Here is a 21,922-nt window from a genome sequence, read left to right as displayed (position 1 = left end):
ACAACTATTAATTATTGACTATTAACCAACTTTGTATCCTCTTGGAGTTATAAATTTTCCATCTTTTATATAGCTCTGACTATTTCCTATAATTACTATAGAAAACATATCTACTACTTCTTCATTGAAGTTTTCTAGTGTAAATAAGTGTATTTCCTGTCCATCTCTTAATGCATTTTTAACTACTGCTATAGGAGTAGTACCGTTTCTAAACTCACTTATTATATCAATAGCTTCTCTTAAGTAATGAGGTCTTCCATTACTTCTCGGATTATAAAGTGATATTATAAAATCTGCTTCTGCTGCTAGTTTTACTCTCTTCTTTATAAGTTCATAAGGTGTCATAAGATCACTTAAGCTTATATTACAGTTATCATGCATAAGTGGAGATCCTACTACAGAAGCTGCTGAAGAAGAAGCTGTAACCCCTGGTATTATTTCTACGTCTTCATTTTCTTTAAGTTCTAATATAAGTCCTGCCATTCCATATATTCCTGCATCTCCAGTACTTATAATTGCTACTGTGTTATCTGCTGCAAGCTCTAAAGCCTTTTTGCATCTTTCCACTTCACCCTTCATACCAGTTGATACTAATTCTTTTCCCTCTAATAATGGCTTTATAAATTCTATGTATTTTGTATATCCTACAATCATATTACTTTCTTCAATGGCCTGCTTAGCTTTTAATGTCATGTGTTCTAAGCCTCCTGGACCAATTCCTATTACATATAGTTTTCCCAAAACTACACTTCCTTTCCTATTGCTAGTGTCATTCCATCAAGTTTCATCTTTGAAATTTCAACAGTTCCTCCTGCAAGCTCAATTGATGGCTCACATACGGATGTAATTCCTAATGTTTTTTCTACAAAGGCACTTCCTTCATATTTGTGTTGTACCTTTTTTATTTCTTCTATAGTGAATATTTTCATATCACAATTTAAGTATTTTGAAAGTTCTATTATAGCTATTTCATCCTTTTTAACCTCTACTGTAGCAATACATTTTATTGCTCTTGCATCTATGTTTTTCTCCTTTAAAACTTCTAAAACTTTTTCTTTCATAGAGCCTATATGATAATCTTTCCTGCATCCGATGCCGAGTATTATATTTCTTCTTATAAGCTTTAACCTCTTAGGAATTTTCTTTTCCTCTATGCATTCCAATGCATTTTTATTTGTTACATAAACTACTCCACTGCACTCACTTAGTTTGGAAACATAACCTGATGGGCAGGAAATTAGTTTCTCTTCATCAAGAAATCCAACTTCCTTTCCATCAACTAAAAGAGCTGCTATATCCTTAGCATCTTTTAAGCTATCTATAATAAGATTACTTTCCTTAGCTATCATATCTGGAGCTGTAATCCCTAAATTATCTGTAGCAGTAGTTATTATAGGCTCCGCTTTAAGTGCTAAGGCTATATCTTCCGTAAGTTTGTTAGCTCCTCCTAAGTGTCCGCTCAAAAGGCTTATTGCAAACTTACCTAAATTGTCTATAACAATCACTGCAGGATCTTTATCCTTAGTAGTTATGTAAGGAGCTATAGATCTTACTGCTATGCCAGTTGAAGTTATAAATACCACTGCCTCATAGTTTTCAAAAGAATTTCTTACTACTTCTTTAAAATTAAAGTCTTTAGAAAGATTTTTAGAGAATAAATCTATATTAAACTTTTCTCTTATTTTTTTTGCTAAGTTATCCCCATTTTTAGTTATGGAAATCACTGCTATATTCATAGTAAATCAGCACCTCTCAAATTATTAAGACGGCCCTAGGTTACTTAGATACACCTTCTCTAAACATATGAGTAAAAGTTTTATCATATAAAAGACTCTTATCATACTCAGTATCTATAAAATCACCTACAAGTATTTGTGCACATTTTGTTATATTAGCTTCTTTAACCTTTTCTGCTATATCATCTAAGGTTCCTAGTATAACTCTCTCATCCTCCCAAGTAGCTCTTTCAACTATAGCTATAGGAACATTTTTTCCATATCCGCGTCTTAACTTTTCTACTACTTTTTCTATCATACTTATGGATAGGAATATTGCCATGGAAGCTCCAGTTCCTGCTAACTTTTCTAAATCTTCTCCTGCTGGTACTGGTGTTCTACCCTCTACTCTTGTAAGTATTAGTGTTTGAGTAACTCCTGGAAGTGTAAATTCTCTTTTTATAGCTGCAGCTGCTGCAAAACAAGAGCTAACTCCTGGTACAACTTCATATTTAATATCAAATTTATTAAGCTCATCCATTTGCTCTTTTATAGCTCCGTACATGGAAGGATCTCCCGTATGAAGTCTTACTACCATTTTATTTTGGCCAGCAGCCTTTTTCATAACATCTATAACATCTTCTAGTGTCATGGAAGCTGAATTGTGCATTTCTACTGATTCTTTACAAAAATCTAAGTGTTCTTTGCTAACTAGTGATCCTGCATATATTACTACATCAGCTTTTTCAAGTATCTTTCTTCCTTTAACAGTTATAAGATCCACATCTCCAGGACCTGCTCCTATAAAATAAACATTTATGTTATTATCCAATTTTATTTACCCCCGCTCTATTAAGTTAATAGCTAACTAGTTCTTGTGTGCAATTATAAGTGACATATAATCTTTATTTTTAAGTATCTCTTCTCTATCTTTTATTACTTCCTGTCCTTCTCTGTAAGCTCTTTTTACATATACATATTCATAACCTTTGTCTTCTAAGAAGTTAATTACGCTTTCTTCATTATTATATACCTTCATTATTACTAAATACTTATGTTCTTCTTTTACTGTATCTAGTCTTGTAGATGGTAATATAAGAAGTGGCTCATCTCCTATAACCAAAGCTTCACCTGCAAGACTTGCAGATGCACAAAAGGATGTTATTCCAGGTACTGTTTCTGTTTCGTATCCCTTTTCATTTATATACTTTAAAAGATATATATAAGTGCTGTATACAAACGGGTCTCCTATAGTTATAAATACTACATCTAGTCCATCATGAAGTCTTTCTTCTATAGTTTTGAAGGCTTCATAAATCTTATCTTCTTGATCTTCTCCACCCATAGGGAATTGCTTTACTATTACCTCTGTATCTTCTTTTACAAAGTTTTTTACTATATTTAAAGCAGCACTTTGTCCATTTTCTTTAGGGGATGGTGCTACTATAACTTTTGCATTTTCTATAACCTTTAACGCTTTAAGTGTAATTAATTCTTCGCTTCCTGGGCCTACGCCAACTCCATATAACTTAGCCATTATTTTTCTCCTTCTATTATAAATATTGGATTATTTCCAAATAACATATAACTTTCGCCTTTAGTTTTACTTATAGAAACTTGAGTACAGCTAACTTTATATCCTAATTTCTTTAATGCATCCATTGCTTTATATAAATTATTTATGGTTATAAAGTTTAAAATCATCTTTCCACCAGGCAGTAGTTTTTTGCCATATTCTTTTATGATGTCTTCAATATTTCCACCGCTGCCGCCTATAAATATACTATCGAATGAGTAATTTATACTGTTTATTACTTCCATTGCTTCTCCTTCGATAAGTTCTAAGTTATTCAGCTTAAATTTAGTTACATTTTTCTTTATAGTATCTATTGCATCTTCATCTTTTTCTATAGCAACAACTTTTCCAACTGGACAAAACTTTGCAGCTTGAACACTTATAGATCCTGTACCTGCTCCTACATCTAGAACATAGGAATCTTCTCTCAAATTGAGTTTTGCTATGCTAAGTATTCTTATTTCTTCCTTAGTCATTGGACAATTTCCTCTTATGAGTTCATCATCCTTTATAAAATGAAGCTCTTTATCTTTTATATCCACTTCTTCTCTTTCTACAATCATTATAGAAAGTCCCTTAAATTCTTTACTTCTAATATCTTCTGCTGTTCCACATTCTATTCTTTCATCTTCATAGGATAAGTTTTCTCCTACATAGATATATGGGTTTAATCCATTTTCTAAAAGTATCTTTGCTAAAGCTTGTGGAGAGTTTTTGCTATCTGTAAGCCAAATACTTAAGTTATTTTCTAAAACTCCCTTTAAAAAGCTTTGCTCTCTACCATGAAGGCTTCCTAAAAAAGCATTTTGCCAAGGCTTATTAAGTTTAGCGGCTAAATACTGAAAGGAAGTAATTCCTGGCACTATGTTTATTTCCCCATCATAATTAGATTTTAGGTAATTAGTTATTCCATAAAATAATGGATCTCCTGAAGCTGCCACTGCAATATTTTTATGTTTATTTACCTCTAAATACTCAATAACATCGCTTATTTTATTTACCTTAACCTTTTTACTATCTATAAAATCTAGAGAATTTATTGCTCTTCCAAAGCCTATTATTTCATCTGAGCTTTCTAAGACTTTTATAGCCTGAGGAAGTATGTATTCTTTGCTTCCTGGTCCTATACCTACTATGTAAACCACACAAACACTTCCTTTTACTGTTTTATATATCTTTTTAATCTATGATACTAAGTTGTTTTTCCATACTGTACATAACTACTTTTGGCTTAACCTTGCCATAGGTAAATATTTCAATTCTGCTTTTTACTTTTTCAGCTATAATCTTATAAAGCTTATATTCATCTTCCTTTGTAATTGAAGGAGTTTGTTCTATTAATTTAATTGCTCCTTCTGTAGTCTTTTCATTATATACCTTTTCAACAACTTCTTTAGGATATCCCATTAAAGCTAGTTCTAACGCTATTACTTCCATTCTTACATCACATACTCTGCTATGAGTGTTAAAGCATCCTGCTGCAATTTTACAAAGCTTCCCTATATGGCCTATTATTGTAATATCATATACTTCATTCTCAATACATGAATTTAAGGCTTTTCCTACATAATTTGAAATTACAACCATCTTGTTTTCATCAAGTCCTAATGACTTTCCTCTAGTTTCTCCCATGTTGCCAAATACTAATATAAGTTCCTTAGCTCCTTTTGCAACCTTTTGATTTATTTCTAACTCAACTGATGCTATTAGTGCATCTTCTGACATAGGCATAACAATCCCTGATGTACCTAGGATCGATATACCTCCTATTATGTTAAGTCTAGGGTTGAAAGTCTTCTTTGCAATTTCTTCCCCCTTAGGCACAAATATGGTTATTTCCACACCTAAGTCTTTTGGAAGTACTTCTGTAACTTCTTTATTTATCATTTGTCGCGGTACAGGGTTTATGGCAGGTTCTCCTTTTTTTACATAAAGGCCTTCTCCCATAACTACTCCTACGCCTTTTCCACCTTTTAAACTATATCCAGAGGGCTTTTTCTCTGCTCTTGCCCATATTTCTGCTCCATGAGTTGCATCAATATCATCTCCGCCATCCTTTATGACGCAGCATTCCACATAGTTTTCTCCTCTTATGAGCTTTTCTACTGGAATTGTAAGCCTAATTCCCTTAGGAGTATCTATACTTATTTCATTAATATCCTTATTCTCACAAAGACATAATGTAGCTGCTTTTGCCGCTGCTGCTGCACAAGAACCTGTAGTATATCCACATCTCAGTCTCTTTCCATCGCAATTTACATACATATCAAGCATTTTAATCACCTAAAATTTATCTTTCTACAATCATATACATAAGAGCATTTACAATGGCTGCAGCTACATTACTGCCTCCCTTTCTTCCTCTTACAGTTATCATAGGAGTATCCATTTTTTCGATCTCTTCTTTGGATTCACTAGCTCCTACAAATCCAACTGGACTTCCTATTATAAACTTTGGATTAGCTTTTCCTTCTAGTGTAAGCTCTTTTAATTTAAATAAAGCTGTTGGAGCATTCCCAAATACAAAGAACTCTACTCCTTCTTCCACTGCTTTTTCAACTGCTGCCATAGAACGAGTTATTCCTCTTTCCTTTGCAACTTCTGCTACATCTTCTCTATCTACAAAGCACTCAACTTTACAATTTAACTTCTTTAAGGCAGCCTTATTTATACCTGACTTTGCCATATTGGTATCAGTATATATAGTTACTCCCTTTTTTAAAATATCAAGAGCTGCGTCTATAGCTCCCTCTCTAATATATGTAATGTTCTTAAATTCAAAATCTGCTGTAGTATGTATAAGTCTTTTTATTATTTTAAGCTCTCTATCATCAAAATTGTGAGGTCCCATTTCCTCTCCAATTATTTCAAAACTCTTTACTTCAATGTCCATTGGTTTTTTTATGTAATCCATTGATAAAAACACCACCCTTTAATTTTTTAGCAGATATTCTAAAAACTCTAAGTTCCCAAAGAAATGTACATGTGCATAACCGCCTAGTGTATTATTTTTTATATAACCGCATGTCCAATTCTTTTCAGTACCATCATACATAGTTTTCGTCAGTTTATATATCTTTTCTTCACTGCTATCTATATATGATTTATGAAATTCATGGCAGTTTATTTTTGTTCCTTTAGGTAAAATACTGTTTTCTTTATCTATAGCTATTTCAGCATAGCCAAAGTTTTGCAGTTTTGTTGTCATAACTGATTTTCCATTAAAAAATTCTACGGTATTTAAATTGTTTTCTTTAGTTTCTATTGCTTCTGTAAGATACATAAGCCCACCACATTCCGCATAGCATCTTATACCATTTTGAAGCTTATTTTTAATATCTCCAAGCAGCTCCTTATTTTTACTTAATTCCTCTATAAATACTTCAGGGTATCCTCCACCTATGTAAACAAAATCTGCATTTTCAGGAAGTTTCTTATCTTTTAGAGGACTAAAATAAGTTATTTGCCCTGCTTCTTCTAATAGCTCTAGGTTTTCCTTATAATAAAAACTAAATGCTTTATCATACGCTACAGCTATATTTAAGTTTTTATTTTCTATATGAAACTTATCTTCATAACTTTCCACTTCACTAAATTCTTGTAAAAGCTCATCGAGATTTACATATCTTTCTATAAGCTCACTACATAACTCAATCTTTTCTTCTAAATCATCTATTTCACTACTTTGTATAAGTCCTAAGTGTCTGCTTCCAAGCTTTAAGCTTTCTTCTTTTGGAATGTATCCAAATACCTTGATATTACAGTTGTATTCTATAGCAGCCTTTAAAAGCTTAAAGTAACTTTCAGAAATATTATTTAATATAACACCTTTTATATTTGCATTTTCAAAATTTATAAGTCCATTTATTTCTGCACATAAAGTAGCACTTTGTGCTTTTGGAGAAATTATAAGCACTATAGGAAGGTTTAAGACTTTTGCCACATGAGCAGTGGAATATTTAGAGTCTATTCCCTTACCATCGTAAAGTCCCATAACTCCTTCTACTATTCCTAAATTTCCTTTTCCTCTGCTAAAGGAAGCTTTAATGCCTTCCTCACCCATAAGATACAAATCCAAATTTCTTGAGGTTTTACCTGTTATGCGACTATGAAAAGCAGGATCTATATAGTCAGGACCAACTTTATAGCCTTGAACTTCATTTCCCCTTTTCATAAATGCTCTCATAAGTCCTAATGTAGCGGTGGTCTTTCCACCACCGCTGCTATTTGAAGATATCATTATCGCTTTCATATTAGACACCCGTTAAAACTTTCTTAAAGCATCTAGGAATTTTTCTATATCTTCTCTGCTATGTTTAACTCCAATAAACATAGCTTCAAATTGTGAAGGTGGAAGATATATTCCATTTTCAAGCATGTGCTTAAAGTATCTTGTGAAAAGGTCTGTGTCGCAGGTTTTAACATCTTCATAAGACTCAACTTTATCTTTCTTTGTAAAGAATAAGGTAATCATTCCACCACATCTATTTACTACTACAGGAAGACCTTTTTCCTTTGCAATTTCTTCTACACCTTTTTTAAGAAGTGTTCCTATTTCTTCAATATGTTCATAATACTTAGGGTTTTTATAAAGCTTTGTAAGCGCTGCAAACCCAGCTGCCATAACCACTGGATTTCCTGACATGGTTCCTGCTTGATAAACAGGTCCCATAGGGGAAAGCTGACTCATAATTTCTCTTCTACCACCATAAGCGCCAGTTGGAAGTCCACCCCCCATTATCTTTGCAAATGTAGTTAAATCAGGTTTTACACCATATAAGCTTTGAGCTCCCTTGTAAGCTACTCTAAATCCTGACATTACCTCATCAAATATTAAAAGGCTTCCATACTGATCACAAAGCTGTCTCATACCTTTTAAAAATTCTAGCTTTGCAGGTACTACTCCCATATTACCCGCTACAGGTTCTACAATTATTGCTGCAATTTCATTTCCCTCTTTTTCAAAGAGCATTTTAACACTTTCTAAATCATTATACTGTGCAATTAAAGTGTTTTTCACACTTGCTTCTGGCACCCCAGGGGAACCTGGTATCCCTTCTGTTAAAACTCCTGAACCTGCTTCTACTAAAAATCCATCAAAATGTCCATGATAACATCCTGCAAATTTTATTATTTTATCTCTTTTAGTGTATCCACGAGCAAGCTTTATAGCACTCATAGTAGCTTCTGTTCCTGAGTTTACCATTCTTATCATATCTATATTATCTAAGGTTTCACACATATGCTTTGCAAGTTTAAGTTCAATTTCTGTAGGCGCTCCAAAGCTTATTGCGTTTTTAAGCATACCTTCTATTGCCTTTATTACATCTTCATCATTATGTCCAAGTATCATAGGTCCCCAAGAAGCTACAAAATCTATGTATTCATTACCTTCCTCGTCTACAACTCTTGAACCATGACCACTTTTAAGTATTGGAGGATTCATACCTACACTTTTAAAAGCTCTAACAGGGCTATTAACTCCACCAGGCATGTATTTTTCTGATTCTCTAAATATCTCAAGATTTCTCACTCTACGTTACACCTCTTTCTTTTAAGTAACCAGTTACCAGTCTTGGATGAAACTTTACATAGCAAAGTTTCTACATTCTTTAGTCACTGGTTACTGAATGCTGGCTAACTATTCTTAATCCAACGGCTTGCTTCTACTGCGTAGTAAGTTATAATCATGTCTGCTCCAGCTCTTTTTATAGAAGTTAGCATTTCTAATGCTATTTTCTTTTCGTCTATATATCCAAGCTTTGCTCCTGCCTTCACCATAGCATATTCGCCGCTTACACTATACGCTGCTATTGGATGATCATATCTATCTCTTGCCCATCTTATAACATCTAAATATGAAAGAGCTGGTTTAACCATTATTATGTCTGCTCCTTCATTTATATCATCTTCTATTTCAAGCATTGCTTCTCTTAGATTTGCTGGATCCATTTGATAGCTCTTTCTATCACCAAATTCTGGTGCTGATCCTGCTGCTTCTCTAAAAGGACCATAGAAAGCTGATGAGTACTTTGCACTATAAGCCATTATTGGCACATTCTTATATCCAGCATCATCTAATACATCTCTAATAATTTGAATTCTTCCATCCATCATATCAGATGGTGCTACCATATCAGCACCTGCTTCAACATGAGATAATGCAACTTTTCCTATGTATTCTAAAGTTTCATCATTATCCACATCATGATCATGAATTATTCCACAATGTCCATGACTTGTGTATTCACACATGCATACATCTGTTATAACATAAATATCTTTAGATATTTCCTTTATTTTTCTTACAGCCTTTTGAATTATTCCTTCACTGTTAAAAGCCCCTGATCCTATTTCATCTTTATGATCAGGTATTCCAAATAGGATTACTCCTCTTACTCCAGCTTCTTCAACTTCTTTTATAGCTTCTGGTAACCTATCTAGAGAATAATGATAATTTCCTGGAAGGGAACTTATTTCTCTTTTTATATTGTCTCCCTCAACTACAAATAATGGATATATAAAATCTTCTGGCATTAAAACCGTTTCTCTAACCATACTTCTTATGGATTCATTTTTTCTAAGTCTTCTATGTCTTCTAAACAAAACAAAACCCTTCTTTCATTTTAATCATCACTAGTTACTAAATAACTCCTAGTACCTTAGATCTAATTGCTAGCACTTAAGTGCTTCACCATTCCTTCAGTAGTATATTCTTCACAAACCTCGTGATTTATTCCATTTTCATCTAATTCTTTTGCTGTTATTGGTCCTATAGCTATGCATCTCTTTTGAGATACCTGCTCCTTTCCAACCATATCAATTAAGTTTCTCACAGTTGTAGGACTTGTGAAAAGCACCGTATCCACTTCCTCAAAAACTCCCTCTTCTGGTGAGGCACCCTTTTCTATATCATAAGTATGTGCTTCATCTACATTGCAGCCTTTTTCTGTTAAGGCTTCTTTTAAGAAAGCTCTAGACTTTGCAGAACGTGGAAGAAGTACTTTATCATTTGGTTTTATATATTCTTTCATTTTCTCAAATAAGTCTTCTGCTACAAATTCTTCCGCTACTATAAAAGGAAGTATTCCTTTTGCTTTTAGCGCTCTAGCTGTTGCAGGTCCTATAGCGCAGAACTTAGCTTTTATATTTCTTAAATCAATTTCATTTTTTATTAAATAATCAAAGAATACATTTACTCCATTTACGCTTGTTAGTGCTATATAATCATAATCTTCTATTTTATCCTTATATGTATCTAAAGTAGAATTTGTATTTACTATTTTAATAGTATTTATTTCAGTAACCTGAGCTCCCAAATCTATTAACTTCTCTTTTATTTCCTGTGACTGCTCCTTAGAACGAGTTATGCATATATTTTGTCCAAATAAAGGCTTCTTTTCATACCAATTAAACTCATCATGGAATTTCACTACTTCTCCCACAACTATAATACAAGGAGAAGTTATACCAGACTCTATTGCCTTTTCTTTTACATCCTTTAAAGTTCCTATAACCTTCTTTTGCTTTGAAGTAGTACCTCTCATAACAATTGCTGCAGGGGTATCTTCACTAACTCCATTTTCCATGAGCCTCGACTTTATTATGTCAAAGTTTCTAAATCCCATTAAAAATATAAGAGTACCGTTTGATTTTGCTGCCCCACTCCAGTTTATATTTGCCTTTTCAGCTGTCATTCCCGTAAATATATGAAAGCTTTGAGCAATAGCTCTATGAGTTACAGGGATACCTGCATAACTTAATACAGATATAGCAGAAGTTATGCCTGGAATAGTTTCAAATTCTATGCCTTCTTCAATTAATGCTAAGGCTTCTTCTCCACCTCTTCCAAATACATAAGGATCTCCACCTTTTATTCTTCCAACTACATGGCCCTTTTTAGCGAGTCCTACTAGCATTTCATTTATTTCTTCTTGAGTTTTATAGTGGCATCCCGGTTCCTTACCACAATAATATATTTCACAATCCTCATTTAAATATTTTAATATTCCTGGGCCTGCTAATCTATCGTACATTACAGCTGTACATTTTTTCAAAACTCTTATTGCCTTAAGAGTTATAAGCTCCTCATCTCCTGGACCTGCTCCTATAAGATAAACCTTTGCCATAATTTCCTCCTTAAGTTATTCCATTATTTTTTCAGCTAATTTATTACCTAAATTTATATAATCCTCTACGTTTCCTGTTATATCTTTTTTCACAACTTCACCATTGACTTCAAATATTCCAACTATATTCATGTCACTTCCAGAAATTTGTGCATAAGCACCAATTGTTGAATGACAATCTCCCTTTAAAGCTCTCATAAAGCTTCTTTCTGCTTCTACGCATATTCTTGTATGCTTATCGTCTAAGTTTTCTATGTATTTTATATAAGGGCTTCCACTTTTTATTTCTATCCCTAGAGCTCCCTGTCCTACTGCTGGAACTAAATCCTGTGGATTGAAATATTCTGCTATTACATGCTCCATTTGAAGTCTTTTAAGCCCTGCTGCAGCAAGTATAGTTCCATGAAGTCCTAACTTTTCTATTTTATCTATTCTAGTTTGAACATTTCCTCTTATAGGAACTATTTCCAAATCTGGCCTTAAAAGCTTAAGCTCTGAAGCTCTTCTACGGCTGCTTGTTCCTATCTTTGCTCCTTTAGGCAAGTCTTTAAACCTCATATTATCCCTTGATACTAAAACATCGCGTACATCTTCCCTTTCAGGAATTGCTCCTATTATAAAATCTAAAGGAAGCTCGTATGGCATATCTTTCATACTATGAACCGCAATGTGAGCTCTGTCCTCTAAAAGTGCCATTTCAATTTCTTTTATAAAAAGCCCTTTACCACCTATTTTATCTAACGTTCTATCAAGTATTTTATCTCCGGTAGTTTCTATTAAAAGCTTTTCACATTTTACATTATGCTTCTGTTCTATCTCATTTATAACCAGATTTGTTTGAGTTTGTGCCAAAGCACTCTTTCTAGTAGCTACTATTATATTCATTAAAATCATCTCCAAAAAACATTTTAAGTATTAAATCTTGTTTATTTTTAGTATAAGAGAAATAAAAATCATCACTTGATATAAAGTTCAGTATTTCTTCTCTATTTTCATATCTTTTTAATTTTTCTCGCAGCCTACAGGAATATTCCATAAAACCATCATACTCCGTTAAGGTTTTTTCAAGCTTTTGTCCAATGAATCTAGTGGTTTTAGGGCTAGCCTTCATGGATTTCAAAGCAAAACTCATACTTTTAGTACTTCTTTGATAAGGGAGTACTGCTATTCCCTCTCTAAAACTATAAGAAGCTATGTACAATTTAAACTCTTCTTCACAATGTTTCTTTACTTCAATTGCAAATTCTTCTGGAACTGCAATAACTATTAAATGTTTATCTCGTATGTATTCTCTTTTATATGTATCTTTAATAAATTTAATATTGTTATATTCTTTTAAGGTTTTAAAATCAGAGGAAAGCTCTGGAGATACTACCGTAACATTGCAACCTCTTTCAGTAAGAGTTTTAGCTTTTATAAATCCCGCTCTTCCTCCTCCTACTATTAAAACATTTATCTTACAAGAAACAATAGATAAAAACACATCATTTATTCCGTCTGGTAAAATATTCTCTCTATTAGCTTCAAGCATTCCTCATACCTGCCTTTCAGCTTCTCTTCTTTTAACACCTCAATAGCTCTATTTATATAAGCATCTGAAGTGCTTTTTAAAAGGACTTCAGCTAACTTTTCACTGTCTTTGGTATCCTTTTTGTTTATAAAAGTTTCCAATCTACTTTTATATACTTTTTCACCTTGAGATTTAAGCTTTAAAATGTCTCCTGAAACTTCTTTAATACTTCTCCACTCATAAAATTCCTGTTTATATTTATGAATTATATCCATATTAGATTTCATTATCTCTTCTCTTCTTTTGCAATTCTCATCGTTCATAAAACTTATTTTATCTATATCATAAAGCTTAATATTTTCCATATAATTCACTTCTTCATCCACATCTCTTGGCACTGCTAAATCATATATACTAAGAGACTTTAGTGGTAATTCTGAACTATATACCACTGTATGAGGTGCAGAAGTACAGCTTATTATAGAATCTACGTACTTATAGTAATCTGCTCTCTCATTAAAACTTATCACCTTTACCCTTGAATCATCTATATTTACAACTGAAGTATTTCTTACTGCAATATATAGCTTTTCGAAGCTGCCTGACATAATGTATTTACATGCTAAACTTCCTACTTCGCCATAGCCAAGCACCATAAAACTTTTAGCTCCATCTCTTCTTGCTTGACTTACAGAAATAGATGCTGACGACACAGGCACTTTATAGAGTTCAGTTTTACATCTAAATTCCTTCCCACAAGTGATTGCCATTTGAAAAAGCTTTTGAAGATCTTTTTTTATGCTTTTATGTTCTAGTGCAATTTTATATGATTCTTTAACTTGTGCAAGTATTTGATCTTCTCCAAGTATTAAAGAATCAAATCCACATACAACCTGCATTATATGATTTATTGCATTTTCTTCTTCATAATGAAATATGTACTTAAAATAATCTTCATGCCAGTTAAGCTTTTCAAATATCTTAAAAATTACTTCTTCATAACTTTTAGTTGAGTTATAATATATTTCTGTTCTATTGCAGGTGCTGAGTATTAGCACTTCTTCACAGACTTCCATTAAACCCTCTAGGGCTCTTCCATAGTGCTTTGGTATTATAGAAAGTTTTTCTCTTATCTCCAATTTCACATTGGACTTTAAACCTATGACTCCTAACATTTAAGCTACCATCTCCATAAATTATTTAAAATAAAATGCTAATGTAATTAAAATTAAGTCGTACATCATTACAAACATAAATCTCGGCATTGAAAAATGAAATTCCTTAGAAATATAAGGCATGTATCCTCTATACCCTCTGCTGTATATTCCTTCTTTTATATTTTTCCATCTCTCCATTGTATTTACAAATAAAAGCGCTGCTAGTTTTCCCGTACTCTTTATTTTTAAACTAAAACTGTCAAATCCTCCCCTAGATTTCATGGAGTTGTACATTATGCTGTACTCTTCATTTATTACTACAAGAAATCTTTCCATGGACTTAGCTATATCACATATATCCCTTAGGCTTTTTCTTTTAGATAAAACATAAAATATCTGATCTATGGGAGTAGTTAATGAAAAAAAAGAAAGACATAATCCTGCAGAAATACTTCTCAAAATTATTACCAATACAAACCCCCATCCATAATCAAGCACAAAAGTAATGGATGAAAACGCAGAAAATAAGGCAATTTCTATTGAAAACTTCCTTACTATCTCCAAGTTATTATTAGTTTTTATATGTAATGTTATAAATATCAAAATATTTATAATTATAATAATGGGATTTTTAACAAATCCCATTATTATTATAGGAATTATTGCAAGACATGCCTTTTCTAAAGGATGTATATATACAAGCTTACTCCTTCTGGCAAGAGCCATTATAAGCTTTAGCATTTTTCTTCTTTCCTATGTAATATCCCATAAATCCCGCTCCTATGGATGCTTGTGCTGCAAATAAAAGACTCTCTATTTCTCCTGAAGGTGGTGTCCATACACTTTCAAACCATGGAGTATAATTTGGATTCACTTCACTTATAACTTCCTCTATTTGTCCATCTGCTCCACCAAATTCTCCTCCTCTAGCAGTTCCAATAAGAAGAGATAATCCAATTATTGCAATACATAATGTAATTAAACCTAAAGTTCTTCTTTTCATTATCTTGCCCCTCCTAATATCTCTAATTCCTTAGAAGAATATTTAGAAATGAATTCAAATAATATAACTGTAATAATTCCCTCTATTATAGCTAAAGGTATTTGAGTTATGGAAAATATAGATACAAATTTTATAAATGAGTGCATTAATCCTTCTGTTTGAGATGGAAATGCTAATGCAAGCTGTACGGAAGTTGCTAAATAAGTGGCTAAATCTCCAAAGCATGCTGCCGTAAAAACTGCTACTTTCTTATTTTTATTTTTTAATACAGTATATAAAAGATAAGCAACTATCGGTCCCACAATTCCCATTGAAAATGTATTAGCGCCTAAAGTAGTAATCCCTCCATGGGCTAGGAAAAGTGCTTGAAAAACAAGTACTACAAGTCCTACCACTGATGATATAAATGGTCCAAATATTATAGCTGAAAGACCTGTTCCTGTTGGATGAGAGCAGCTTCCTGTAACGGATGGAATTTTCATAGCTGAAAGTATAAAGGCATAGGCTGCAACAAGCCCTAAAAGCATTTTTAAATCTCCATTCTTTTCAGTTTGCTTTCTTATGTGTTTAAGTCCAATAACTATAAAAGGTATTGAAAGTACGAAATAAATCCCTGCCCAAGCTGGAGGCAAAAATCCTTCTGCTATGTGCATAGCATATGCATTTGGAGCAATTGTAACTATTATGCCAAGCGCTAAAAATAGCATAGTTTTAAAGTTATTTTTGAGAAATTTCATTTTAACACACCTCATCTATATTTAAATTTTTAATAGCTTCTATGAGAATATAATTGGTACTTCTATCTTTTATTGCAAATCTTACATATTCCTTCCCAAGTCCCTTATAATTATCACATTTTCTTATAACTATATCCTTTTGTAGGCACACGTCATAGAACCTATGGCAACTTAAACCTTTTAGCTTACATAATATAAAATTACCATGAGTTTTATAAACCTTTTGTATAAAAGTAATAGCATTTAGTTCGTTAGTCAAGTAATCTCTTTCTTCTCTTATCCAATTTAGGGACATTTGTATATACTCTTTATCCTTAAGTACATACTTTGCAGCTACTTCTGCAAAGGAATTTATATTCCATGGGTTTTGTCTTCCTTTTATTTTTTCTATAAATTCCATATCACTGCATAATCCAAAACCAAATCTTATTCCCGGCATTGCATAAAACTTAGTTAAAGCTCTTACTATAAATAGACATTTATAATTTTTAATTTCATCTACAAAGCTTTGATTTATATCTCCTACAAATTCTATAAAAGCTTCATCTACTACTACCTTTTTATTATTTTCCTCGCAAAACTCAAGTATAGCTTTAAACTTTTCTCTATTTATTATGGAACCGTTAGGATTATTCGGATTACCTATTATTAAAGCATCTACACTAGAAAGTTTTATCATTATATCTTCATAATTGTATTCCATATCTTCTGTAAGCTTAGAATATCTTATATTAAGTCCCCATTTTAGGGCATCTTCTTCGTATTCCCCAAAGGATGGAGCCATAATTAAAATGCTCTTAAATTGGCTTATTACTAAGTCAATTACTTCCGCTGCTCCATTTCCAACTACTATGTACTCTTCTTTTACAAAATCCTGCTCTTTTTTATCATTAAAGAGAATAGGACTTTTATTTATATATTCCTTTAAGTTATATCTAAGCTCTCTATATTTAGCATCTGGATATCTATTTAAATTTTTTGCCGCTTCATCAATACGGGTTATAAAACTTTCTGGTATTCCTAAAGGATTTATATTAGAGCTAAAATCTATAAGCTCTCTTCCTTTAAGAAGTCCCTCTGTATATATATCTCCACCATGTTGCAATTCCATCACCTCAAATTAAGCATTATAAATGCATATAATATAATAATTAAAATTTCTGATGCATACATAAGCTTTATGCTTCCAAATATATGAGTATAACTTAACTCATCTATCTTATCTCCAATAGTAGGCTTATATACTATCTCTCCAAAATACCTATTAATTCCCCCAATTTGTATTCTTAAAGCTCCTGCTGTAGCTGCTTCAGGATAGGCACAATTTGGGCTTTTATGATTTTTTCTATCTCGAATCATTATTTTAAAGCTATTTATTATATTTCCATTAACAATTGGAGCTGCAAGACACATTAAAATTCCTGAGATCCTTGCAGGTATTAAATTAAATAAATCATCCACCTTAGCTGGAAAAAATCCTATATGCAAAAACCTTTCATTCATATATCCAAGCATTGAATCCATAGTGTTTATTCCCTTATACATCATGGCTAATGGCGCTCCCCCTATCATTGCATAAAAAAGAGGAGCAATTATTCCATCAGAGGCATTTTCAGCTACGGTCTCCACATCTGCTCTGATTATTTCTTCTTCACTTAGCTCATTTGTATCTCTGCCAACTATGTAGGAAAGTTTTAGTCTAGCATCCTTTATATCGCCCATCTTCAATGAATCATATACCTTTTTCGCCTCATTACCTAAGGATTTACAAGCAATCGTAGTCCATAATATAAATATATTTAAAATGTGATAAACCCAAAAATTATCTCTAACTATGTAAAGTATCAAAAATGGAATTATAAAACTGATACAAGCTACAATTAAAACGATAATTCCTCCAAATGTCTTCAATGCTTTATTGGTTTTGCATATTTTTCTTCCTTTGCTCTCTAAAGCCCTTATAAGCTTTCCTATGTATATGACCGGATGAGGAAACCAATATGGGTCTCCTATTATCCAATCAATTATTACTGCCAAAGTTAAATCTATTAAATGTATCATTTAAAAACTCCTATTTTTTAAGTCCCATTATTTCATATATCTTATCCATGTCAAGACTTCTTCTTACTATGTCTGCCAGCATATCTAAGTTCTTTTCTCTTATATTCTCATAGTCCTTAGATTTTTTAAGTTCTATTCCTTTTTTAGCTCTTAATTTATTTATAAGCTTTTCTCTAAACTCAACTCCATCGAATACACCATGTATATAAGTCCCAAATATATTTTTTTCTTTATTTACTGCTCCATCTAATCTTTCTTGAGCTTCTCCATTGCAATCATATATACTAAACATTGGTTTTGCATTTTCCCCATAAGTACAAATACCCATGTGAATTTCATAACCATATATGTCACATTCATGTCCTTTAGCCTTAACTCTTGTAGTAACCTTTTCCTTTTCAAACACTGTGTCTACATCTAAAAGTCCCATACCCTTTGTTTCTTCACAATTAGATTCTACTCCATAAGGATCTTCCAATATATTCCCAAGCATTTGATATCCTCCACAAATACCCATAAGCATTCCTTGTTTAGAATAGTTTTTTATAATTTCTTCAAGACCAGTTTCTCTTAATTTAAGTAAATCTTCTATGGTGTTTTTTGTTCCTGGAATTATTAAGAGGTCTGGATTTCCAAACTCTTCTTTTGAAGTTATGTATCTTACTGAAACATCTTCCTCAAGCTTTAACGCATCAAAATCTGTAAAGTTTGAAATATGAGGAAGTTTTATAATTGCTATATCTATGTCATTAGTTTTTTCCTTATTAAATGTTGTTGCGCCATCTTCATCCTCTAAATCTAATGTAAAGTATGGCACAGTTCCGATGCAAGGTCTATGTATTATATCTTCAAGCATTGTAATTCCTGGTTTTAATATATCTATATCTCCGCGGAACTTATTTATTATTGTTCCCTTCACTCTATTCTTCTCATCATCACTTAGTAAAAGAAGTGTTCCTGCCAGTGATGCAAATACACCACCCTTATCTATATCGCCTACCAGAAGCACTGGTGCATCTACCATTTCTGCAAGACCCATGTTTACTATGTCTCTTTCTCTTAAATTTATTTCAGCTGGGCTTCCTGCGCCTTCAATTACTATTATCTCAAATTTCTTTTCTATTTCTTCAAATTGTTCCTTTAACTTTTCTGCAAATTGAAGTTTCATATTATGGTATTCCATAGCAGTGCTGTTTCCATATACCTTACCATTGAATACGATTTGACACTTTTTATCACTAGATGGTTTTAAAAGTATAGGATTCATGTACACTTCTGGTTCCAATCCTGCTGCATACGCCTGAAGTACCTGAGCTCTTCCCATTTCCTTACCATCATGAGTTATATATGAATTTAACGCCATATTTTGTGATTTGTATGGACATACACTATATCCATCTTGTTTAAATATTCTGCATAATGCTGTTACTAGTATACTTTTTCCAACAGTGGAGCCTGTCCCCTGTAACATTATCTTTGGCATAAAGACACTTCCCTTCAGTTATCTATTATCTATTTTAAATTCATTTATTAATTTAATTTTCATTAATTTTTAATTATCAATGGTTAGTTTTATGGACAAAGCTAACCATTGATAGTTTGATAGGAGATTTATTTTAAATTTCTAGGAGTTTTATAAATAAGAAAAACAGCAGACTTTCGCCTGCTGTTATCAACAAATAAAAAAACCGGGCAAAGCCGGATTTTATCAAACATATTTGTGATCTTTCCCGCCGAAAGCTCTTAAAAGTACACAGGCAGGTTTCCTGGCTTATGAATCACTCTTACCCTTCCCTTCCCCTTTATTAAAGAGTGGATATGAAAGGCTCGTCATCACTTACAGTAGCGGGGGCTGCCGCGGAATTTAACCGCATTCCCTTTTCACCTAATTTTAAATAGGCACCTGAATACATAATATTCAATTGACGATATAATCTTACTACTATATATACTATATGTCAAGATAATAAAGCTATAAATAATTAACTACAGTCATTATTAATATTGAAGCAATATAAGTTAAGTTTATTAATACAAAATTTTTAACTGCTAAAACAAATGTCTTGCTTTTCACTGGCTGGTTATAAAATAATTTTATATTTTTATTTATTGGAATTAAAGTAAAGAGTGTCAATAAAGAAGTTACTGGCAAAATACTTAATATTACTAATATTATTATATCTAAATAGCTGATATAATATAAAACTTTGAATAATTTCAATGCAGATTTTTTCCCTATATAATATGGAAGTGTAAATCTTTTGTTCATGATATCTTCTTCAACATCACAAATATTATTAGCAAGCATTATGTTTGCAATTCCATTTATAGATGGTATACAAACTAAAAATATATAAACCACTTCAAATATATTTATGTTAATGTTTAATATACTATTTTGATACATTATCGTTACAATATTCTCATTATATATATGAATATATATAGATAAAAATGTAATTATAAATCCCATAAATATTCCTGAAAAAACTTCTCCTAAAGGCATTCCGGAAATTGGAATAGGCCCAAATGTATATAAAATGCCCGCTATAAAGGAAACAATACCTATAAGTAAAACAATAACATTTGTGTTAAGGGTTAATGTTATTCCAGCTGCAGTTGCAATTATTAATAAAGTAAATATTATGGATACTGCTGTAGATTGTTTTATATTGTATTTTTCAATTGCATTTTTTGCTTTATAATCATATTCCTCATTTGTATGTGCTTTTTTATAGTCACAGTAATTATTAATGGCAGTGGTAGCCATATCAAAGGTTATTAATGACATAAACATAATTATAAAATTTTTCAAATTAAAACTATCATATTTATATATAGAATAAATTGTACCTAATGTAAATGGTATTACACTTGCAGCCTTTGTTTGAATCTCTACAAATCCTAAGAAACCTTTTAATGTCACTCTTCATTCCCCCTAGCTAGTTCATCATCTTAAACTCCTCATTTATAAGTTTAAAATTATTCTTTAATCCATTAGTTATATATACTTCTTTGTTTTTAGTTACAAAAATAGCTTCTATTCCTTTAGTCTCATTAACAAACTTCATTCCACCATTTAGCCCCTTTGAAAATACTGTGGTAGAAAGTGCATCTCCATCTATTGATTTATCGCTTACTATAGTTACTCCTGCAATTTCATTATTATATGGATATCCATTAAATGGGCTTAAAATATGATGATACCTTTTCCCATCTCTTTCTATAAATCTTTCGTATATACCCGATGTGACAATAGATTTATTTTTAACATCAATGGTACCAATAATTTTCCCTCTTACTTCAAATGGATTTTGAATACCTATTTTCCATGGCTGTCCGTCAATCTTACTGCCCAATGCAAATACATTTCCCCCTAAATCTATAATCGCGCTCTTTACTCCATTTTGTTTAAGTATATCTACAACTTCGTCTGCAGTATATCCCTTTGCAATGCCACCTAAATCGATATTCATTCCTGGATTTTTTAAAAAGATAGACTTATCTTCATTTATTTTAACATCTTTATACCCTACAAGTTTTAATTTATCACTTATTTCTAATTCAGTTGGCACCTTGGCTTCTGGAAGTCCAATACTCCAAAGCTTTACAATTGGCCCTATAGTTATGTCAAAGCTTCCCTGTGATAACTTGGAGTATTCCAATCCCTTTTTTATTATTATATATGTATCATCCTTGACTTTTAAAGGAGATTTCCCAGCAAAACTATTTAACCTCTGAAGTTCTGTACCTTGTTTATTTATACTTACCTCATTCTCAATTTCTTTTATTCTGTCAAATGCCTTAGTAATTATACTTTCATCTTTTTTATCGTATAATGAAATTTTTACTACTGTACCCATAAAAAAATCAGTTTTACTTATGGGTGAACTGTATTTAGTGGAGCCTTCTCTACTGCACGCCACGGTAGTTATAGTAACTATAATTGATATTAATGTCAAATATAACTTTTTTATATTAAACATTTTATAATATCCTCCTTATATATTCTCTAAATAAAAGACCCTAGGTTT

General features: G+C 32.1%; 22 protein-coding genes, 1 pseudogene and 1 riboswitch. All 23 genes and pseudogenes read right to left on the bottom strand.

Annotated elements, in window-relative coordinates:
• Positions 1–21 precede the first annotated feature (21 nt).
• The gene (gene cobJ / locus DP68_RS12135) at positions 22–741 is read right to left on the bottom strand and encodes a precorrin-3B C(17)-methyltransferase (protein ID WP_035309859.1); all 720 of its coding nucleotides are present in this window, start codon (positions 739–741) and stop codon (positions 22–24) included.
• Positions 742–743: 2 nt separating this feature from the next.
• On the bottom strand, positions 744–1,736 hold the full coding sequence (gene cbiG, locus DP68_RS12130; protein WP_035309858.1) for a cobalt-precorrin 5A hydrolase: 993 nt from the start codon (positions 1,734–1,736) through the stop codon (positions 744–746).
• Positions 1,737–1,776: 40 nt separating this feature from the next.
• Positions 1,777–2,547, bottom strand: a complete 771-nt coding sequence (gene cobM / locus DP68_RS12125) for a precorrin-4 C(11)-methyltransferase (protein ID WP_052085778.1) — start codon at positions 2,545–2,547, stop codon at positions 1,777–1,779.
• Between the two features lie 36 nt (positions 2,548–2,583).
• Positions 2,584–3,252 carry a cobalt-factor II C(20)-methyltransferase gene (locus DP68_RS12120; RefSeq protein WP_035309855.1) on the bottom strand — a complete coding sequence of 223 codons (669 nt, stop codon included), beginning with the start codon at positions 3,250–3,252 and terminating at the stop codon, positions 2,584–2,586.
• On the bottom strand, positions 3,252–3,854 hold the full coding sequence (cbiT, locus tag DP68_RS12115; protein WP_052085791.1) for a precorrin-6Y C5,15-methyltransferase (decarboxylating) subunit CbiT: 603 nt from the start codon (positions 3,852–3,854) through the stop codon (positions 3,252–3,254). The genes DP68_RS12120 and cbiT overlap by 1 nt, the downstream gene beginning before the upstream one ends.
• Positions 3,840–4,436: pseudogene (gene cbiE, locus DP68_RS19635) on the bottom strand (precorrin-6y C5,15-methyltransferase (decarboxylating) subunit CbiE); the annotation flags it as partial. The gene cbiT and the pseudogene cbiE, both read right to left, overlap by 15 nt.
• A 34-nt stretch (positions 4,437–4,470) precedes the next feature.
• Complete coding sequence (gene cbiD / locus DP68_RS12105; protein WP_035309854.1) at positions 4,471–5,565, bottom strand: cobalt-precorrin-5B (C(1))-methyltransferase CbiD; 1,095 nt, start codon at positions 5,563–5,565, stop codon at positions 4,471–4,473.
• A gap of 16 nt (positions 5,566–5,581) precedes the next feature.
• The gene (locus DP68_RS12100) at positions 5,582–6,205 is read right to left on the bottom strand and encodes a precorrin-8X methylmutase (RefSeq protein ID WP_035309853.1); all 624 of its coding nucleotides are present in this window, start codon (positions 6,203–6,205) and stop codon (positions 5,582–5,584) included.
• A gap of 18 nt (positions 6,206–6,223) precedes the next feature.
• Positions 6,224–7,543 (bottom strand): cobyrinate a,c-diamide synthase, encoded by a 1,320-nt coding sequence (locus DP68_RS12095; protein ID WP_035309852.1) that lies wholly within the window; start codon positions 7,541–7,543, stop codon positions 6,224–6,226.
• A 12-nt stretch (positions 7,544–7,555) separates the two neighbouring features.
• Positions 7,556–8,824: a glutamate-1-semialdehyde 2,1-aminomutase gene (gene hemL / locus DP68_RS12090; RefSeq protein ID WP_035309850.1), complete on the bottom strand. Its 1,269-nt coding sequence runs from the start codon at positions 8,822–8,824 to the stop codon at positions 7,556–7,558.
• 104 nt (positions 8,825–8,928) lie between these two features.
• Positions 8,929–9,897, bottom strand: a complete 969-nt coding sequence (gene hemB / locus DP68_RS12085) for a porphobilinogen synthase (protein WP_035309848.1) — start codon at positions 9,895–9,897, stop codon at positions 8,929–8,931.
• A gap of 62 nt (positions 9,898–9,959) precedes the next feature.
• Complete coding sequence (gene cobA / locus DP68_RS12080; RefSeq protein ID WP_035309846.1) at positions 9,960–11,420, bottom strand: uroporphyrinogen-III C-methyltransferase; 1,461 nt, start codon at positions 11,418–11,420, stop codon at positions 9,960–9,962.
• Positions 11,421–11,435: 15 nt separating this feature from the next.
• Complete coding sequence (gene hemC, locus DP68_RS12075) at positions 11,436–12,305, bottom strand: hydroxymethylbilane synthase (RefSeq protein ID WP_035309844.1); 870 nt, start codon at positions 12,303–12,305, stop codon at positions 11,436–11,438.
• The gene (locus tag DP68_RS12070) at positions 12,283–12,951 is read right to left on the bottom strand and encodes an NAD(P)-dependent oxidoreductase (RefSeq protein WP_052085777.1); all 669 of its coding nucleotides are present in this window, start codon (positions 12,949–12,951) and stop codon (positions 12,283–12,285) included. Before DP68_RS12070 ends, hemC begins: the two co-directional genes overlap by 23 nt.
• The gene (gene hemA, locus DP68_RS12065; RefSeq protein ID WP_035309843.1) at positions 12,909–14,105 is read right to left on the bottom strand and encodes a glutamyl-tRNA reductase; all 1,197 of its coding nucleotides are present in this window, start codon (positions 14,103–14,105) and stop codon (positions 12,909–12,911) included. Before hemA ends, DP68_RS12070 begins: the two co-directional genes overlap by 43 nt.
• A 21-nt stretch (positions 14,106–14,126) precedes the next feature.
• Positions 14,127–14,828, bottom strand: coding sequence for a cobalt ECF transporter T component CbiQ (cbiQ, locus tag DP68_RS12060; RefSeq protein ID WP_291548910.1), 702 nt, complete (start codon positions 14,826–14,828; stop codon positions 14,127–14,129).
• Complete coding sequence (locus DP68_RS12055) at positions 14,791–15,090, bottom strand: energy-coupling factor ABC transporter substrate-binding protein (RefSeq protein ID WP_035309839.1); 300 nt, start codon at positions 15,088–15,090, stop codon at positions 14,791–14,793. The genes cbiQ and DP68_RS12055 overlap by 38 nt, the downstream gene beginning before the upstream one ends.
• Positions 15,090–15,797 carry an energy-coupling factor ABC transporter permease gene (locus tag DP68_RS12050; RefSeq protein WP_035310020.1) on the bottom strand — a complete coding sequence of 236 codons (708 nt, stop codon included), beginning with the start codon at positions 15,795–15,797 and terminating at the stop codon, positions 15,090–15,092. The genes DP68_RS12055 and DP68_RS12050 overlap by 1 nt, the downstream gene beginning before the upstream one ends.
• A 31-nt stretch (positions 15,798–15,828) precedes the next feature.
• Positions 15,829–16,938: a histidinol-phosphate transaminase gene (locus DP68_RS12045; RefSeq protein WP_035309837.1), complete on the bottom strand. Its 1,110-nt coding sequence runs from the start codon at positions 16,936–16,938 to the stop codon at positions 15,829–15,831.
• Positions 16,938–17,888 carry an adenosylcobinamide-phosphate synthase CbiB gene (gene cbiB / locus DP68_RS12040; protein ID WP_035309835.1) on the bottom strand — a complete coding sequence of 317 codons (951 nt, stop codon included), beginning with the start codon at positions 17,886–17,888 and terminating at the stop codon, positions 16,938–16,940. The genes DP68_RS12045 and cbiB overlap by 1 nt, the downstream gene beginning before the upstream one ends.
• A gap of 10 nt (positions 17,889–17,898) precedes the next feature.
• Positions 17,899–19,371, bottom strand: a complete 1,473-nt coding sequence (locus DP68_RS12035) for a cobyric acid synthase (RefSeq protein WP_035309831.1) — start codon at positions 19,369–19,371, stop codon at positions 17,899–17,901.
• A gap of 255 nt (positions 19,372–19,626) precedes the next feature.
• Positions 19,627–19,810, bottom strand: a riboswitch (cobalamin riboswitch).
• Between the two features lie 50 nt (positions 19,811–19,860).
• Positions 19,861–20,814 carry a 1,4-dihydroxy-2-naphthoate polyprenyltransferase gene (gene menA, locus DP68_RS12030; RefSeq protein ID WP_035309829.1) on the bottom strand — a complete coding sequence of 318 codons (954 nt, stop codon included), beginning with the start codon at positions 20,812–20,814 and terminating at the stop codon, positions 19,861–19,863.
• Positions 20,815–20,830: 16 nt separating this feature from the next.
• The gene (locus tag DP68_RS12025; protein WP_035309827.1) at positions 20,831–21,874 is read right to left on the bottom strand and encodes an FAD:protein FMN transferase; all 1,044 of its coding nucleotides are present in this window, start codon (positions 21,872–21,874) and stop codon (positions 20,831–20,833) included.
• Positions 21,875–21,922: the final 48 nt, after the last annotated feature.

The organism is Clostridium sp. HMP27 (assembly GCF_000765165.1).
Classification (GTDB): domain Bacteria; phylum Bacillota; class Clostridia; order Clostridiales; family Clostridiaceae; genus Clostridium_AK.
Note: the sequence above shows the minus strand (reverse complement) of the source record. Positions and strands in the feature narration are given on the sequence as shown.

What these genes read in the sequence shown, in the direction of transcription:
- DP68_RS12055 (WP_035309839.1), bottom strand. Translation starts at nt 15,090, where the DNA reads ATGAAAAGAAGAACTTTAGGTTTAATTACATTATGTATTGCAATAATT.
- DP68_RS12045 (WP_035309837.1), bottom strand. Translation starts at nt 16,938, where the DNA reads ATGGAATTGCAACATGGTGGAGATATATATACAGAGGGACTTCTTAAA.
- hemA (WP_035309843.1), bottom strand. Translation starts at nt 14,105, where the DNA reads ATGTTAGGAGTCATAGGTTTAAAGTCCAATGTGAAATTGGAGATAAGA.
- hemC (WP_035309844.1), bottom strand. Translation starts at nt 12,305, where the DNA reads ATGAATATAATAGTAGCTACTAGAAAGAGTGCTTTGGCACAAACTCAA.
- DP68_RS12050 (WP_035310020.1), bottom strand. Translation starts at nt 15,797, where the DNA reads ATGCTATTTTTAGCGCTTGGCATAATAGTTACAATTGCTCCAAATGCA.
- DP68_RS12070 (WP_052085777.1), bottom strand. Translation starts at nt 12,951, where the DNA reads ATGCTTGAAGCTAATAGAGAGAATATTTTACCAGACGGAATAAATGAT.
- DP68_RS12100 (WP_035309853.1), bottom strand. Translation starts at nt 6,205, where the DNA reads ATGGATTACATAAAAAAACCAATGGACATTGAAGTAAAGAGTTTTGAA.
- DP68_RS12095 (WP_035309852.1), bottom strand. Translation starts at nt 7,543, where the DNA reads ATGAAAGCGATAATGATATCTTCAAATAGCAGCGGTGGTGGAAAGACC.
- cbiQ (WP_291548910.1), bottom strand. Translation starts at nt 14,828, where the DNA reads ATGCTAAAGCTTATAATGGCTCTTGCCAGAAGGAGTAAGCTTGTATAT.
- cbiG (WP_035309858.1), bottom strand. Translation starts at nt 1,736, where the DNA reads ATGAATATAGCAGTGATTTCCATAACTAAAAATGGGGATAACTTAGCA.
- cbiT (WP_052085791.1), bottom strand. Translation starts at nt 3,854, where the DNA reads ATGATTGTAGAAAGAGAAGAAGTGGATATAAAAGATAAAGAGCTTCAT.
- cbiD (WP_035309854.1), bottom strand. Translation starts at nt 5,565, where the DNA reads ATGCTTGATATGTATGTAAATTGCGATGGAAAGAGACTGAGATGTGGA.
- DP68_RS12025 (WP_035309827.1), bottom strand. Translation starts at nt 21,874, where the DNA reads ATGTTTAATATAAAAAAGTTATATTTGACATTAATATCAATTATAGTT.
- cobA (WP_035309846.1), bottom strand. Translation starts at nt 11,420, where the DNA reads ATGGCAAAGGTTTATCTTATAGGAGCAGGTCCAGGAGATGAGGAGCTT.
- DP68_RS12035 (WP_035309831.1), bottom strand. Translation starts at nt 19,371, where the DNA reads ATGCCAAAGATAATGTTACAGGGGACAGGCTCCACTGTTGGAAAAAGT.
- cbiB (WP_035309835.1), bottom strand. Translation starts at nt 17,888, where the DNA reads ATGATACATTTAATAGATTTAACTTTGGCAGTAATAATTGATTGGATA.
- DP68_RS12120 (WP_035309855.1), bottom strand. Translation starts at nt 3,252, where the DNA reads ATGGCTAAGTTATATGGAGTTGGCGTAGGCCCAGGAAGCGAAGAATTA.